The 15,074-nt window shown below is 44.5% G+C and carries 16 protein-coding genes and 2 pseudogenes; 14 read left to right on the top strand and 4 right to left on the bottom strand.

Translation table 11 applies throughout. From position 1 onward, the window contains the following. The first annotated feature begins 178 nt into the window (after positions 1-178). Positions 179-1,162 carry an aldo/keto reductase gene (locus PVOR_RS15165; protein ID WP_006210191.1) on the top strand — a complete coding sequence of 328 codons (984 nt, stop codon included), beginning with the start codon at positions 179-181 and terminating at the stop codon, positions 1,160-1,162. Between the two features lie 166 nt (positions 1,163-1,328). Here PVOR_RS15165 and PVOR_RS15160 read toward each other — a convergent pair. Further along, positions 1,329-2,187: pseudogene (locus tag PVOR_RS15160) on the bottom strand (SDR family NAD(P)-dependent oxidoreductase). Positions 2,188-2,364: 177 nt separating this feature from the next. Here PVOR_RS15160 and PVOR_RS15155 point away from each other — a divergent pair. After that, positions 2,365-2,871: a MerR family transcriptional regulator gene (locus PVOR_RS15155; RefSeq protein WP_006210185.1), complete on the top strand. Its 507-nt coding sequence runs from the start codon at positions 2,365-2,367 to the stop codon at positions 2,869-2,871. Between the two features lie 45 nt (positions 2,872-2,916). Here the strand turns inward: PVOR_RS15155 and PVOR_RS15150 are convergent, their stop codons facing one another. Both PVOR_RS15150 and PVOR_RS32540 read right to left on the bottom strand, forming a co-directional pair. Next, on the bottom strand, positions 2,917-3,753 hold the full coding sequence (locus tag PVOR_RS15150) for an alpha/beta hydrolase (RefSeq protein ID WP_006210184.1): 837 nt from the start codon (positions 3,751-3,753) through the stop codon (positions 2,917-2,919). Positions 3,754-3,862: 109 nt separating this feature from the next. After that, a complete protein-coding gene (locus tag PVOR_RS32540) occupies positions 3,863-3,991 on the bottom strand; it encodes a hypothetical protein (RefSeq protein WP_268741795.1) in 129 nt (42 codons plus the stop codon). Between the two features lie 162 nt (positions 3,992-4,153). Between PVOR_RS32540 and PVOR_RS15145 the strand changes: the two genes are divergently transcribed. From PVOR_RS15145 to PVOR_RS15120, 6 genes are all read left to right on the top strand, one after another. Beyond that, positions 4,154-4,843 carry an NAD(P)H-binding protein gene (locus tag PVOR_RS15145; protein WP_006210183.1) on the top strand — a complete coding sequence of 230 codons (690 nt, stop codon included), beginning with the start codon at positions 4,154-4,156 and terminating at the stop codon, positions 4,841-4,843. 396 nt (positions 4,844-5,239) lie between these two features. Further along, on the top strand, positions 5,240-5,599 hold the full coding sequence (locus PVOR_RS15140) for a hypothetical protein (protein WP_006210182.1): 360 nt from the start codon (positions 5,240-5,242) through the stop codon (positions 5,597-5,599). Between the two features lie 255 nt (positions 5,600-5,854). Then, positions 5,855-6,823, top strand: a complete 969-nt coding sequence (locus PVOR_RS15135; RefSeq protein ID WP_006210181.1) for an Ldh family oxidoreductase — start codon at positions 5,855-5,857, stop codon at positions 6,821-6,823. 97 nt (positions 6,824-6,920) lie between these two features. Continuing rightward, positions 6,921-7,154 carry a hypothetical protein gene (locus PVOR_RS15130; RefSeq protein ID WP_006210180.1) on the top strand — a complete coding sequence of 78 codons (234 nt, stop codon included), beginning with the start codon at positions 6,921-6,923 and terminating at the stop codon, positions 7,152-7,154. A gap of 260 nt (positions 7,155-7,414) precedes the next feature. Then, entirely contained in the window at positions 7,415-7,933 is a 519-nt protein-coding gene (locus PVOR_RS15125; RefSeq protein ID WP_006210179.1) for a DUF3231 family protein, read from the top strand. A 165-nt stretch (positions 7,934-8,098) separates the two neighbouring features. Further along, a complete protein-coding gene (locus PVOR_RS15120) occupies positions 8,099-8,938 on the top strand; it encodes a manganese catalase family protein (RefSeq protein WP_006210178.1) in 840 nt (279 codons plus the stop codon). 398 nt (positions 8,939-9,336) lie between these two features. On the opposite strand, the gene PVOR_RS15115 is transcribed toward PVOR_RS15120, so the two are convergent. After that, the gene (locus PVOR_RS15115) at positions 9,337-10,584 is read right to left on the bottom strand and encodes an MFS transporter (RefSeq protein WP_006210177.1); all 1,248 of its coding nucleotides are present in this window, start codon (positions 10,582-10,584) and stop codon (positions 9,337-9,339) included. A gap of 282 nt (positions 10,585-10,866) precedes the next feature. Here PVOR_RS15115 and PVOR_RS15110 point away from each other — a divergent pair. The 6 genes and pseudogenes from PVOR_RS15110 to PVOR_RS31785 all read left to right on the top strand — a co-directional run bounded on the left by PVOR_RS15110 (position 10,867) and on the right by PVOR_RS31785 (position 15,060). Next, a pseudogene (locus tag PVOR_RS15110) lies at positions 10,867-11,449 on the top strand (TetR/AcrR family transcriptional regulator). Positions 11,450-11,821: 372 nt separating this feature from the next. Beyond that, positions 11,822-12,499 carry a response regulator transcription factor gene (locus tag PVOR_RS15100; protein ID WP_006210175.1) on the top strand — a complete coding sequence of 226 codons (678 nt, stop codon included), beginning with the start codon at positions 11,822-11,824 and terminating at the stop codon, positions 12,497-12,499. Continuing rightward, positions 12,496-13,503 (top strand): sensor histidine kinase, encoded by a 1,008-nt coding sequence (locus PVOR_RS15095; RefSeq protein ID WP_040680665.1) that lies wholly within the window; start codon positions 12,496-12,498, stop codon positions 13,501-13,503. Before PVOR_RS15100 ends, PVOR_RS15095 begins: the two co-directional genes overlap by 4 nt. 92 nt (positions 13,504-13,595) lie before the next feature. Then, a complete protein-coding gene (locus PVOR_RS15090) occupies positions 13,596-14,309 on the top strand; it encodes an ABC transporter ATP-binding protein (protein WP_040680664.1) in 714 nt (237 codons plus the stop codon). Next, on the top strand, positions 14,306-14,680 hold the full coding sequence (locus PVOR_RS31790) for a hypothetical protein (protein WP_234972934.1): 375 nt from the start codon (positions 14,306-14,308) through the stop codon (positions 14,678-14,680). The genes PVOR_RS15090 and PVOR_RS31790 overlap by 4 nt, the downstream gene beginning before the upstream one ends. Then, the gene (locus PVOR_RS31785) at positions 14,677-15,060 is read left to right on the top strand and encodes a hypothetical protein (RefSeq protein WP_234972932.1); all 384 of its coding nucleotides are present in this window, start codon (positions 14,677-14,679) and stop codon (positions 15,058-15,060) included. Before PVOR_RS31790 ends, PVOR_RS31785 begins: the two co-directional genes overlap by 4 nt. Positions 15,061-15,074 lie beyond the last annotated feature (14 nt).

Raw genomic sequence — 15,074 nt, 5'->3', positions numbered from 1 at the left:
TTCATATCATCCTTTCATAATCTGATGGAGGGTTTCCTGATGATTATACGATACATATTAGGCATGATAAAACATTCATCATAGGCATTTGAAATTTTTCGCGCAGAAAATTACTATGGGTATATAACATACACAAAATTGTGGACTTGAAAAAAAACGGTTAAGAAAGGAAATGATTATGAAGAAAAGGAATCTGGGCAACAACGGTTTGGAGACCTCGGAGGTTGGATTTGGATGTATGGGATTAAACCATCATCGGGGACCGGCAAAAGACCGTCGCGAGATGATTTCCGTTATACACTCAGCTATTGATTCGGGCATTACGATGTTGGATACAGCGGAAGTTTATGGTCCTTACACAAATGAGGAGCTTGTTGGGGAGGCGCTCGCAGGGCAACGGAGTAAGGTACAGATTGCAACGAAAGGAGGCTTTAAGATCACTGGCTTAACCAATGAGCTGGACAGCCGGCCAGAATCCATTGTCCATTCGGTGGAAGGGTCCTTAAAAAGATTACAAACGGATTATATCGATTTGTACTACATTCATCGCGTAGATCCAAAGGTTCCCATTGAAGAAGTGGCGTTGACCATGCAGCAGTTGAAAAAAGACGGGAAGATCCTCCATTGGGGGTTGTCGGAGGCGGGCGCTGAAACGATTCGTCGTGCGCATTGCGTTGAACCGCTGACGGCAGTGGAGAGTGAATACTCGATTTGGTGGCGGGAAACTGAAAGGGACATATTCCCCGTACTCGAAGAATTGGGAATCGGTTTGGTAGCCTATAGTCCTCTTGGTCGTGGATTTCTTACCGGAAAAATAGATAAGAACGCTTCTTTCCCCGAGAACGACAACCGGGGGGAGCTCCCGCGGTTTACTAAAGAAGCGATGGAAGCAAATCAGGTGATTGTTGATTATTTGAATAAAGTGGCTGAGATGAAAAATGTAACCACAGCGCAAGTAGCACTCGCATGGATTCTTGCCCAAAAGCCCTATATCGTACCTATTCCAGGGACAACCAACGTTAATAGAATCTCCGAAAATATTGCAGCAAGCGATATCGTCTTCACTGAACAGGAGGTGAGGGTAATCAATGATGAGATTGGCAAGATCCAAATTGTTGGCGACCGTTATCCAGAAGCCGAGAAGAGAAGGACAGGTAAGTAAATGAGGTTGTGCCTTCTTGCATCCTGAGATTTTCCTGCAAAATACTGATGCACAAGCTGTGAATCCAGGGTATGGATGTGTTCATCATTGGGATAATGGGCAAGATCAGCGGACTGCTGGCGCAGAAGCTGCCGTTTACGAGATCAGCTGCCTCTGTTCAACTAACTTAAAAGTTACCTTGTAAAAATTCGTGTTCATAAACCGCTTGAATTCTTTCCAGAACGTTTGATGCCTGGTCTTTGAATTTTAATTCCGCAACCTGGCCTTTCAGCAAATACACGCCAGTTTTATTGTGGTGTTCCCCTAAAGCTCCTTCATACAGCTTGTTCGCGCCGTGAGTAGGAGGGGAGAAAAATAGCTTCATTAGTATTTCAATCAAAAAGGGCAATCCGGATTGTTTTCCTTTTCTTAGCGTATTATTGCTACCTGGGTCAACGCTGCGAATCTTGATGTCATCCTTGGCAAGCTGCGCCGCGATGGCCTGAGTCCAGAGTGAAAGAGCCAGCTTTGATGTCGCGTAAGGACCAAGCAGCTTGCGGAAGGTTTTGGGACGTTCCAGGATATCGATAGTGAACTCTTTAGTAAATTTTAGCGCTGAAGATGAGGTGTTGATCACCGTTTTTAAGCGACCCGCTTTTAGGAGTTCCTTCAACTCCATCAGAATAATATACGGAACGACCGTCAACAGCTCATAATGCTTCTCGCGTCCTTGTTTCGAATAACTCAGCTCGGGAAAGGACCCTCCGGCGTTATTGAACAAAATATCAATTCGCTGCTCCTTGCGATTAATCTCTTCCAAAGTACCTCTCAAGCTGGCATAATCGGCAAGATCATCTGTTTTATAAAGTCGAAGTGATCCACTCTTTATTGCATGATGGATGCTCACATCCTCCGCCGGAAAGTCGGAACGGTTCAAAGCAATCACCTGCCAGTCCTCTGACAGCAACTTTCGTGTTAATTCCAACCCGATCCCGGCGCTTGCACCTGTAATTAATAGCGATATGTTCACGTGGATTCTTGTTCATTGTGCATCTCCTCCTGATCTCCAGGGTATTTGCCCTGATAGCTCACACTCTACAAGTTGAAGTCGACTCCAAGTCAAGGCGCGAAACCAACGTTTTTTTCTAAAGAATTAGAAACTTGACTTGGAGCCAGCACCAAGATGTATAATGCCAGAAACACAAGCTTCAGGAGGGAACAGGATGAAGGAAGAGCGATTCTACACAATAAAGCAAACCGCCGAGTTAACCGGAATTACGGAGGATACGATCCGTTATTACGAAAAGATTTCGCTGCTGCCTCGTGCAGAGCGGAAGGACAACGGGCACCGCATCTACCGGGAGGAGGACATCCATACGATCCGGCTGATACCATGCCTGAAAAAAACGGGGATGCCGCTAGAGCAAATGCGCCCTTTTCTGGCAGTCTCCGCCGATACCGATCCCGCGGAATATCCCGAGCTGGTGGAACTTTTAAGGAGCCATCGGGATAATATGGTCAGCCAGATCAACTCGCTGCAGCAGGTCGTCGATTTTATCGACATGAAGTTGGAGGAGGGCAGGTATCGACGGGACTACTCAGGTGAAACTCAAGATGACTTATTAGAGAAAAAGGTGAGGCAAGTGAGACAAAAGCCCATCTCACCTGTTGAGATGATTTATTTCTCCGAGTCGGCCAAAACGGGCAAATTACCTTCCTCAGCAAAATAAGTCGTAATAAGCGGCTTCTGCAGTTTCCTCTTACGCATATCCGTCCTATGGCTGCTGCAGCCATCGATGTACTTCAGGAAACAGCACGCTCCACGTGGATTCGTGATGTGTTCCGCCAGGAATTATATCGAATCGAATCTGCTTCTCGGGAACCCCTGATGCTATCAAGGTCTGGTGTACCAATGCGACGTGCTCGCAGGCAAGCCGATTGAAGTCGGGATTGTCGGTTTCCAGTTCTCCAATGCTTAGATAGACGCGAAGCACAGGGGAGAGGTCCGACTCTTGAATCAATTGGATGATCCCGCCACTGTCGTGCCACATAACAAAGGAAATCCCGCCCACACGGCCAAACTGATCCGGATAGCGAATAGCCGTATACAACGAGACGTAAGCACCAAACGAACTTCCAGCAATGGTCGTAAATTCCGCTTCAGGAAGCGTCCTGTAGTGGCTGTCGATATAGGGTTTAAGTGTCTCCGCCAGGAAATCCGCATACGCCGCACCCTTGCCCCCGAAGTTGTACTCCGCGTTGATCGTAAAGTTATATTCATGGTTGCGGTCGTCACCCCCATGATCGATAGCGACCACGATCACCTCCAGTGCCGGGTCCTCCAGTGTCATCTGTTCCAGTGTCTCGTCGACACCCCACTCGCATCCCCAAGACGTCGCTTGATCAAATACGTTCTGGCCATCCTGCATGTAGTAGACCGGGAAGCTGCGATTGCTTTCGTTATAACTTCTCGGCAAATAAATCCAAATTCTGCGCTCCGTCCGCAATTGTGGAATCGGAAATGACTCGTAAATCTGTACATTGCCCGTGATGGTGTGAGTGACCTCGTCTATAAAAACTTCTCGCCAAGGTACAGGTCTGTTATTTATCATGAAAGAGCCTCCAAGTTTATGCTATGTAATAACTAAAATCTTATCGCGCTGCTCCTATGAATGCAATGGACGTTCTACCCTCCATAACTTCAATAATACTAATTTCAATTTAAATCGGGGTGATCAAATTCCTTTCTGTAGTATCAATATTAGGATTGGGAACACCTGCATCCCGAGAATCTCCTGTGAAAAGGCTGATGCAGAGCTGTGAATCTAGGGTAATCTGATATTGAGCCATGTTCAAAACTCCTCTCGAATGCTGTCTTCGCAATCTCCATTCTAGCTGAGGGTTTTGAAGATGGCTCGCTCTAATTTTCGGTACCGCTTTTACACAATGATATGATGGACTCAACTGAGAGTTTCATATCACGCCATAACAACGAAAGAGAGATGAAAAACCATGGCAAGAAGTAAATTGCTTAATGATACAGTAAGTGAGAATAAAAGGCTTCATGTGTTCATCATCGGAATTACGGGCAAGGTCGGTGGTCTGCTAGCGCAGAAGCTTCTGTCCAAGGGAGATACCGTTCACGGGCTCGTACGCCGCGATGAACAGCGGGCAGACCTCGCAGCGCAGGGCATGGATGCGGTAGTCGGAGATCTGAGTAGCATAGCCGTGGAAGAGCTTGCGGCAGCCTTCGGTAACGCTGACGTCATTGTATTCAGTGCAGGGTCTAATGGCGGCAGCATGGAGGACACAATGGCGATTGATGATCACGGCGTCGCAAAAGCGATCGACGCAACTCGCCAGGCAGGAGTCAACCGTCTTGCGCTGGTTTCAGTACTCCCTGAGTCTTGGCGTGAGAGGGACCTTGCCGATGAGGTGGAGTATTACTTTGCAGCGAAGAAGAAAGCAGACATCGCGCTTAGTCGTAGTGATCTAGATTGGCTGATTCTTCGCCCATCCTTGCTTGTTGACGATCCCGGAATTGGCTCCGTTTCACTAGGGCCCGCCGAGTTCCACGGACAGATAGCTCGCGCTGATGTCGCTGAGACACTTGCCGAGTTGCTTCACGAACCCCGCATCAGCCAGCAGATTTCTCGAACTCAATACTGGATCCATGCCGATCCGAGAAGCCGTCAAAGCTAACGTTCGTCAGCGTTAGACTGTACTGCGTACGAACGCCAATTGACCTCGCTAAACCACAGATAGCATGAAGTAGCTGATAGTTATCTGCTCTATATAACAGAGAGAAAGTTATGCTTGGGTTATCGTTTTTCCGATATCGTGAATTAGCTTTCAAAACAAGATCCAACTAAAGTAGCAGGATCAGCGTCTATTTTAAGAATAGCACAGCCAATTGAAGGAGGAGTGTGAACGCTTTGCTGAAAGGGATCCTTGTATTCGTGGGTTTTCTGAAGTGAAATTCGGCTAACAAAGGCGAAAAGATCATCCCAGTGTGATCATATATACATACAAGTCATGACGTCTAGGCATTCTCAGGGAAGGATTACCGATCAACAAATAGCATCTTAGAAGGGGTGAGTGATAATAAATAATAAGAAGTATATAACAAGAGCTATAGTCATTTCATCATGTTGTCTTGTATTAATGGGCGCATTTTTTATAATCAGAGAACTTATAGATAGTAAGCAAGTTGTAGACTCGACTATTCATGACGTTACTCCACCAAAAGAAGCATTACCAGATTGGAAAATTGAATACTCCAGAAAAGCTCGAACGGAACCAGCGGAAAAAGTAGTAACTGAACATGGAGAATTTTATTATGCTCCATTTCCCAAACAATTTCCACGAGATGAAGTTGCTAACCGAGATATGGATGAGGTAGTGACCGAAGATACAAACCAGGTAATCATAAGGGGTTATTTTTACGAAAAAAAATAATATCATTGTGTCGAGGGACAAAAACATGCTCCTTTTGAGAGTTAAACATGACGAAATTAGGTTTCAATGGCTTGTCTAGGCCAAGATTTATTTATGATATAATTATGAGAAATGGTTTGCGCGTTTCAAAGAGAACGTTAGACCGGGAGCGTGACAAAATGCTGAAGGGAAACAAGAAAACAGTGATTAGACCGTTCGCAATCTTGCCCACCCTATTAAAGCCACAAATTTATTCGAGTTTCAGGATTATAGCCCATGCGATACGATCTTAATAGTGCAAGGGAATTCGCTATTCGCGTATGTGTTGCTGCTGGAGCAAGCATGGCGGTGGCGATTTCTCTTGCTGAAGCAACTATCGATGCAGAATGTTCAGGTCGGACTTCGGTTGGATTTGCTCATCTTCCCGACTATCTGGAAGGATTTTTATGCGGACGCATTTCTGGTACAGAAGAGCCGGCGCTTTTCTATCCAACACCTACTATCATTCAGGCCGACGCCAAGGGTGGTATCGCCCAACTTGCTTTTGATAACGCTTTCGAGGAACTGCAAACACGGGCAAGCACTTATGGAGTAACCGTACTCTCGTTAAAGAACAGCTATACTGCTGGAGAGCTGGGCTATTATGTCAGGCGGCTTGCCCATAAAGGATTGGTAGCTATAGCTACCAGCAATGGACCTGCTTTAATGACCGCGGGACAAAGTAAGGAGGCTGTTTATGGCACCAATCCTCTCGCATTTGCCGCGCCTGTCGATAACAGGGCTCCCTTGGTTTTGGATCAGGCATCTAGCGCTACAGCGTTTGTAAATATACGGAAAGCGGCAGAACGGGGAGAGATGATTCCCGAAGGCTGGGCCATCGATGGAAGGGGGCAAAGTACTAATGATTCACGTGAAGCTCTCAAGGGCGCGTTGCTTGCTTTTGGGGGGTCACGAGGCGCCAATATAGCGCTCATGGTTGAAATACTCGCCGCAGGTATGACGGGCGCCAATTGGTCACTTGATGCTCCATCCTTTGATGAAGGGAGAACCTCGCCTGGTGTTGGCCTATTTATAGTGGCGCTGGACCCCCAACTACTCTCTCCCGGTTTTTCCACACGATTAGCGTCTCAAGTCGAACGATTGTCCTCCAAAGGAATTTATATTCCAGGAGGAAGCTATATTAAGGATGAAATAGACGTTCCGTCTTCACTTGTTGCGACCCTGGAGGGGTATTGTTTCAAGTGAACAAGTCCACCCCTCATCGCTTTAGTGAAACGAAAGACAAAGCGGCAGCTCGAATCAGATTAAGGTTATATTATTTTATGCAGGAGGTCATCACTTCTTGAAATTTGAACTAGGACGTTGCTTACTGAATGAACGATTGATGGAATCCGGAAAGTCAGCGGAATGGCTGGCAAAAGACTTGCTTTTTAAACCGGAACGAATTTACGACTTTATTGAAAATAAAAGAGTGATGCCGCTCAAAATTGCGATATCGATTGCCGATTCCATCGGTTGTGATGTTCGTGCCTTGTATGAATTAATTCCGAACGATAATGAAGTAAAGCGAGATTAATGAAATAAGCGGTTGATTGCATTAAGACTAGTTCCAGTAAAAGTCGCTAAATTAGCGGCTTTTTTGTTTTATCGGAACAAGTTCTTGTCTCGAGCTGAGGACGAGAATGAGACAAGAACCTATCCAAACGGAAGTTTTGAATGGGGCATTGTGGAAACCAAGGTTAACTAACCAATGTTCGTAACGGACAAGAATATAATCATTGCATTTGGTAAAACATAACTTGGTAAACCGACATCGTATGAGGAGGAGAATTGAAGATGGGCATTTTGAGTGACAATCCCAAAAATGAACCACTGCATTATGGAGAGATTTTTAGCATATGGCAATGCTCCATGGCAGCCAAAGGATTCGTTTCCTGTTATCAAGCATACTTGAATCATGCAGGTGACAAGGATCTTAAGAAAGTTCTGGATGATCTGCTGGATCAAGCCAAACTTGAGATTAAAGAATGTGATACCCTATTAACCGAAAATGGCATTGCCCCTGCACCAATGCTGCCTGAGCGGCCTCCTGTGAAGCTGGAAGATATTCCGGCTGGAGCTAGATTCACGGATCCTGAAATTGCAGCCAAAATAGCAGCCGATACTTCGTTAGGGTTAGTTGCAGCTAGCCAAGTCATGGGGCAGTCTATCAGAGAAGATGTCGGTGCATTATTTGCCAAATATCACCTAACCAAGACGGCTTTAGGAGTCAGAATCCTTCAGATGAACAAAGAGAAAGGATGGCTAGTGCCTCCACCTCTTCAAATCAAAAGACCTGATTCTGACGAAGCCTAAGTAACCGTATGTTTTGCTAAACGATTAGGCTGTATTATCAGAGACAAAGATGGAGAGACTGCCTCTCCGTTCTTTGTCTTTTTTGCTGTGCTCTTTTGTTTAAAATCATTTGAGCAGGTTATATACATTTTGAATTGATCAACTACCCATAATGGAGGGATTCATATGTTTCGACATCAGAAAGAGTTACAATTCGAGGTAAAAGTAGATCGCCCGGATCCCGCTTTTGCACGCCAAGTCCAAGAGGTACTAGGTGGACAATTCGGGGAAATGACCGTTATGATGCAGTATCTATTTCAAGGATTTAATTGTCGGGGCGAAGAAAAATACAAAGATATGCTCATGGATATTGGTACTGAAGAGATCGGCCATGTTGAAATGCTCTGCGCATTGATTAGCCAGCTGCTGGATGGGGCAACACCTGCTGAGCAACAAAAAGCAGCTGAAGATCCGGTTACAGCTGCAATTATGGGTGGCATCAATCCCCAACACTTACTTGTAAGCGGTCTGGGAGGGTTACCTACTAACTCTAACGGAGTACCCTGGAACGGTTCATACATCGTGGCGAGTGGTAACCTTCTGGCAGACATGCGATCCAATCTGCATGCCGAAAGTCAGGGTCGACTTCAAGTGGCAAGACTCTATCATATGACTACCGACGAAGGTGTTCGTGCGACTCTCCGTAAAATGTTGGCACGTGACCGTTACCACCAATATCAATGGATGGCCGCGATCCAAGAACTGGAGGAAAAGAACGGAGTCGTTGTACCGGCTTCATTCCCACCTGAGGCAGAACTGGAATCCCAGCCAGAAGCTTATGAATTCTGGAATCTCTCGGAGGGAACTGAATCAGGTGAGGGTTTGTGGGCCAAAGGGAGTGCACCCGATGGTACCGGAAACTTCGTGTATATTTCCAATCCTGTTCCAAAAGGACAAATATACGAGCCCCTCATCCCGGCCACAGAACTACACCATGACCTGAATGGTGAAGCTACTGAAAAATAATAGATTTAATAGATTGCGCAATAAAAGCACCACAAAAAGAGAAAAACCTTAGAGATATGTACATTGCAGCATTCTCTAAGGTTTTTTTGCTAACAAAATAACTACATTTTACATGAGGTGTGTCTAAGTGCCAGTGATTTGTAAAATTTGCGTATATGACTTCGTATTTAAAGGATGGGAGATCACCTCAATGTAGTGTTTTGTTTTATCTATAGAAGTTTTGTCGTGAATCAAGGACAAAGACTTGTACAATTTATGCATAATGAAAACCCTTATACTAGTGTACTAATGGTAATCAATTTCTTTAGTACATTGTTTAGAACTCATCAAAAGAATACGGACATTACCGTGATCCGACAGGGAAACGGGCATCTTATTCTACACATAGGACACTTGGGTTAGGCGCCTTTGCCACCTTTGGTTATAACCCAGAATATAAGAGCAAAAGCGCTGACGGAAGCCCCAAGCACGCAAACTCCATGCCAACCATACTGTCCATAAATATGGGTCGAAGCAATGGAACCAGCAGCACTTCCGATGGAATAAAAAATCATATACCCGGCAACCATGCGACTGCGCGCCTGCGGGCGCAATGCAAAAATCATACTCTGATTCGTAACATGCACGGCCTGCACCGCCAAGTCCAGCAGAACAATACCAATGACTAAGGCAAACAGGGATTGCTCCGTGTAGCTGATTGGCAGCCAAGATAGTAATAACAGAAACAATGCAATTCCTGTCGTTCTCTGTCCATAACCACGATCGGCTAGCTTACCAGCCTTTGCTGCAGCCAATGCACCCACGACACCCACGAGACCAAACGCCCCGATGGCAGAGTGCGAAAGGGATAGTGGCGGCGAGCTAAGAGGCAGTACTAATGGCGTCCACAAAATGCTGAAAGCGGTAAAAATCAACATAGCCAAAACAGCGCGGATACGTAATAGCCGTTCTTGCAGGAACAGCATCAGTACCGACTTAAGCAGTTGAGAATAGGGAACAGTCTTTACCTTACGCTCACCATCTGGCATCACCTTATATAATGCGTAAACCATGAGCAGCATCAACGCGGCAGAAACCAGATAAACCGAACGCCATCCTGCTAGATCCTTCAAAATTCCTGAAATGGTTCGCGCGAGAAGGATCCCAATCACAACTCCGCTGGTTACCATACCAACGACACGCCCTCGTTCAGCAGGTGCAGCTGTGGTCGCCGCGAACGCTACAATCGTCTGCGTTACAACGGCAAGCAATCCGACCAATGCCAAACCCGCAAAGAGCATCGTTCCGGAGGAAGCAGTACCAACGATAACCAGAGCCATTATGGAGATTGCCATCTGAGCGATAATCAATCGGCGCTGGTTCAGCAAATCGCCCAGAGGCACTAGCAGCAGCAATCCCAATGCATAGAAGACCTGAGTGACGGTAATAAGAATTCCGATGATGGAATAGTCCATGTTGAACTCGTTAGACAGCTCATCGAGCAGCGGCTGTGCGAAGTAGATATTGGCAACTGACATTCCGCAAGCAACCGCAAACAACAATGTCACGTATCGAGTTAGAGGTGTACGATCAACGGACCCGGATTCAGTCGAGGTTACCGTCACCTGCGGGACATGGACCACTTTTTCTTCTGTCATATCTTCCATTTTGGTTCATTCAACCCTTTCGATTATTATGTACTGTTCGGTATGTTAAATGGTCAAATAAATATACATCACAATTACAATTCAAGTCAACACGTATATTTGAACGATAAGAGTATACGTAATGAATTGATATTCAACCGGATTATATAAGGGAATCTGTATTTGACAACCACAGCCGTTCATCATAAAATTAATTATACTGATTGGTAATGAAATGAAGCTGTTTGTATACAGCTGTGATCATAGAGCATCTACAAAAATCTAACGAGAGGTGAACCGATTATGGGAAGAGTCCGCGAATTTGATGAAGAGAAAGTATTAGATGCCGCGATGCAGTTATTTTGGGAGAAGGGATATGAGGCTACCTCATTAAGCGATTTGACTTCCAGAATGGGCATTCAGCGGCCCAGTATATACTCAGCCTTTGGAGACAAGAAAGAACTGTTCGAAACCGCTCTGCGCAAATACACGATGACGCATGCTTCCGAGGCGCGAAGCAGACTTCAAAACCAGCCATCCGTCAGGGAGGCGTTTCGAGCTTTTTTTTGAGAACCTGGTTGAGGAGGAATATTCCGTAAGGCGCAGCCGCGGATGCTTTTGCATCAATACGATGGTTGAGCTTGCGCCACATGATGAGAAATTTGAAATTCTGACAAGGGAGCATCAGATGTACCTGGCGGTCATATTTCAAGAAACCATTGAGCGAGGCATCCAATCTGGCGAGCTTGCGAGTGGCACAGACGCGAAAGCTTTATCACAAGCGCTCATCGTTTCGTTAATTGGGCTGACCGTCATGTTAAAATCCCGTCCGGAGCGCTCATTTATAAATAATACGATTGAGGTGACTCTTACATTGCTTAAATAAGCGGGATACTCTGTGATGGAACGTTTGAAGGTACTATCTCACCAAAGTGAATCTATCAATTGAATAGAGGACCTTCAAGAAATCAAGAACATGGTCCCATTGAAAGTCGCTAATTTAGCGGCTTTTTGTTTTGTAGGTATAGGTTCTTGTCCCGAGTCGAGGATAAGACCGAAGATAACCGAACCGAAGCGAAGAGCTATATTAAAGATGCTGCAAAAGTTAGCGAATGAATTAACGTTAGTAATGAAGACAAGGAGGCTGCCGATTAGATTAATCAATGCTCGTAACATCGCCAACTCATTTTGTTGCCCATTTTTTAGTTTGTGGTTAATCTGTCTAATAGTGAACTCCATATAGAGAGAGGGATGTTACTTGAAAAGAAACGTATTATATATTGAAGATAATGAGAAAATAGGCAGCTGGGTAAAAGAAGAATTGGAACAGCGAGGATTCTCAGTTCAGTGGCTGCTTTCTGGTGAAGGAGCCGAAAAAGAAGTAAATCAGCATGAAGTCGTTATTTTGGATATCATGTTACCTGGTTTAGACGGATTTACAGTGGGAAAACGATTAAAAAAGGCAGCTCCTGCTGTTCCTATTTTGCTGTTATCTGCTCGAACATCGATAAATGATAAGGTAGATGGTTTACAATTTGCTGATGACTATGTAACGAAACCATTCCATACGGATGAATTAGTAGCAAGATTAGAAGTGTTAATTCGTCGAAGTGGTGGAACACATTCCGAACGCATTTTATTAGGAAATCAGATTGAAGTAGATCCAGAAGTCCAAATGGTATATGACAAGCGCACAGGAGAAGAAATTATACTGACAGGGAAACAACATCAAATTTTAATGTACTTCATACGCCACCCTAATCAAGTTTTACCAAAAGAACAAATTTATGAAGCCATTTGGGAAGAAACATATATAACTGGTGATAAAACATTAATGGTGCATATCCATCGACTGCGTCAAAAGTTGGAACGTCATCCAGATTCCCCAGAGATTATTGAAACGTTGAAAGGAATAGGTTATCGGGTGAAGCTATGAAACAAAGAAGATCATTATTTCATCGTTTTTTAAAAGGACATTTTCTATTTATCTTTTTTCCTCCTCTTGTGCTTATTTTCTTCTCTGCGTTCGTTGGGTCTTCTATTAATGGAGAAGTTCTGAGTACGTTAAATCTATTTTACGTTGTACTACTATTGTTTGGTTTTATTATTGTCACATTTGTTGTATTATCTTGGATTTTCTTCTTGAGACTTCGTAAACGTCTTAGCGGTTTACAGGAAATCATGTCATTTTCAGCTAATCATCATTCATTTCCTAAACCAATTTCTGTTCAAAGTGATCGTATGGATGAAATAGACCAGTTGGGAAGTTCTTTTAATTGGATGATTCAGCAGCTTGAAGACAGTCGCAAGCGGGAATATGAAGAGGAATTGTTAAGACATCGACTCATTGCGAATTTGTCTCACGACTTGCGAACGCCACTTACCATTTTGCGAGGACACATTGCCAGATTAAATAAAGAATCCATGAGTTTAGAAGGACAAAATTCATTAACAGAGATGAACCATACGATTACAAGAGTCGGAGATCTAATGGATGATTTGCTTTCCTATACATTGCTTACATCAGGGAAACATCCTTTTGAACCAACTTCAACAGATATTGGACGTTTAGTAAGAGCATCTGTTGCTGCGTGGTATCCTGTATTTGAAGAGAAAGAAATGCAGATCGATGTTGATTTACCGGCAGAGGAGACTTTTTATTGGGAAGCAGATCCTAAGTGGATGACACGGGTTCTGGATAATTTATTTCAGAATATTCTTCGCCATGCAGCAGAGGGGAAATATGTAAACATTGTGGTGGATGTAGAGAAAGAACGGATCATTGTTGCTGACCGAGGTCCAGGTATGGATAACTCTTCCTATGAGCGTGGAGCAGGGATTGGCTTGTCGACTTCAAATTATATGCTGCAAAAAATGAAGCTGAAAGCTGATTTTACATCCAATGAAAATGGGACCAAAGTAGCTATTGGTAGAGCTTAAACTAAAGTTAACCCAGAAGTAAACAGCATGATAACCGAGATGTAACTTTGATTCTTTATAATGAGAACCATAACAGAAAGGAAGTGTTATGGTTGCTTACCATTCATAACTTAGTCAAACATCGCGGAAGTCAAGAAATCTTATCAGGTATCAGTTTTAAAGCTAGACCCGGCAGAGTAACTGGTTTTTTAGGTCCGAATGGGGCAGGTAAAAGTTCTACACTTCGCATCCTGCTTGGATTAGATCGTGCCACCTCAGGAAGTGCACTAATTAATGGAAAGCCATTCGCAGAATTACATAATCCTCTAGAAACCGTAGGTGCCGCACTTGATGGATTTGGAGCTCATCGTATGCGTACAGGACGGGCACATTTGCGTTGGATTGCTCGTGCCGCAGGCTTGACTCGCTCACGTGTTGAGGAAGTTCTGGAAATCGTAGGTCTTACGAATGCAGCTGGAAAAAGAGTTGGGAGTTACTCCCTTGGTATGGGGAGAAGACTTGGAATGGCAGCTGCACTGCTTGGTGATCCCAAAATATTGATTTTAGATGAACCCGTAAACGGGCTCGACCCGGAAGGAATTCGGTGGATTCGGACATTTTTACGTGAACGTGCTGAGTCTGGAAATACGGTGTTACTATCCAGTCATCTAATGGGGGAGCTTGCAGAGACGGTTGATGATGTGGTGATTATTAAGCATGGAACAATCGTTGCAGATGGAACATTGGAAGAAGTAATAGGTAACCATTCCACGCTGGAGGAAGCCTTTTTTGCCCTGACATCTGAAAATGCAGGTGATGTTGTATGAGAGCATTCAACGCGGAACTATCTAAATTGTTCTCCCTGCCGGGTATTTGGCTTGCCTTTCTTATTGGAGCAATTGCCCCAGCGGTCATTGCTGCCTTGGACAGTACAGCACAAAAAGAGGAGATTATAGCTGGAGTTAGCACACGGCTATCGGAAGTTGGCTATATTGGATTAGCTCTTGGTGTACAAGGTGTCATCATTCTTGGTGTGCTTGCTGTCAGCAGCGAGTATTTGACAGAGAGCAGTGAATCTGGCGGAGGACAACAGATTACAACAAGTTTAACGGTTGTTTCATCGAAGGCTTCATTTTTTGCTGGCCAAGGCAGGCGCTGTGACCGTAACCACGCATACTGCTTAGTGTTGTTGCTATGATGACCACTTTGTCAGCCACGCATCTTGTTCTTGGTGAATACACCCCTGCATTTGAAGGGTCCAAACTGCTCGGTGCAATTTGTTACTGGACATTTACTGCTCTTCTGGCATTTGGGATTACTGTTCTTACGAAGAATGGAACTATTCCGCTTGCTGTGCTCATGATAAATTCATCTCTTGTATCATTTAGTGTCCTGCTATCTAAGGTTACAAAGCTGGCGTTTTACTTACCAGATAGGGCTGGTCTTGAAATGTTTATGTTTTTTGACGACAGATCTAACGCCATTCTCGACAGATTTCACACCCCATTCACAGGCGGTTTAGTCATGTTTGCTTGGGTAGCCTTTTTTTTTCATTGCTGCAGCTATTGTATTCCATAGGAGGGACGTTGCAT

It is taken from the genome of Paenibacillus vortex V453, assembly GCF_000193415.1.
GTDB lineage: Bacteria > Bacillota > Bacilli > Paenibacillales > Paenibacillaceae > Paenibacillus_AQ > Paenibacillus_AQ glucanolyticus.
The sequence above is the reverse complement of the archived record's forward strand: the minus strand, read 5'-3'. Positions and strand labels throughout refer to the sequence as shown.

Bases quoted from the DNA above. Each gene is read 5' to 3' on its own strand.
- PVOR_RS15165 (WP_006210191.1), top strand. From the start codon at position 179: ATGAAGAAAAGGAATCTGGGCAACAACGGTTTGGAGACCTCGGAGGTT.
- PVOR_RS15120 (WP_006210178.1), top strand. From the start codon at position 8,099: ATGTTTCGACATCAGAAAGAGTTACAATTCGAGGTAAAAGTAGATCGC.
- PVOR_RS15150 (WP_006210184.1), bottom strand. From the start codon at position 3,753: ATGATAAATAACAGACCTGTACCTTGGCGAGAAGTTTTTATAGACGAG.
- PVOR_RS15155 (WP_006210185.1), top strand. From the start codon at position 2,365: ATGAAGGAAGAGCGATTCTACACAATAAAGCAAACCGCCGAGTTAACC.
- PVOR_RS15135 (WP_006210181.1), top strand. From the start codon at position 5,855: ATGCGATACGATCTTAATAGTGCAAGGGAATTCGCTATTCGCGTATGT.
- PVOR_RS15095 (WP_040680665.1), top strand. From the start codon at position 12,496: ATGAAACAAAGAAGATCATTATTTCATCGTTTTTTAAAAGGACATTTT.
- PVOR_RS31785 (WP_234972932.1), top strand. From the start codon at position 14,677: ATGATGACCACTTTGTCAGCCACGCATCTTGTTCTTGGTGAATACACC.
- PVOR_RS32540 (WP_268741795.1), bottom strand. From the start codon at position 3,991: ATGGCTCAATATCAGATTACCCTAGATTCACAGCTCTGCATCAGCCTT.
- PVOR_RS15115 (WP_006210177.1), bottom strand. From the start codon at position 10,584: ATGGAAGATATGACAGAAGAAAAAGTGGTCCATGTCCCGCAGGTGACG.
- PVOR_RS31790 (WP_234972934.1), top strand. From the start codon at position 14,306: ATGAGAGCATTCAACGCGGAACTATCTAAATTGTTCTCCCTGCCGGGT.
- PVOR_RS15125 (WP_006210179.1), top strand. From the start codon at position 7,415: ATGGGCATTTTGAGTGACAATCCCAAAAATGAACCACTGCATTATGGA.
- PVOR_RS15145 (WP_006210183.1), top strand. From the start codon at position 4,154: ATGGCAAGAAGTAAATTGCTTAATGATACAGTAAGTGAGAATAAAAGG.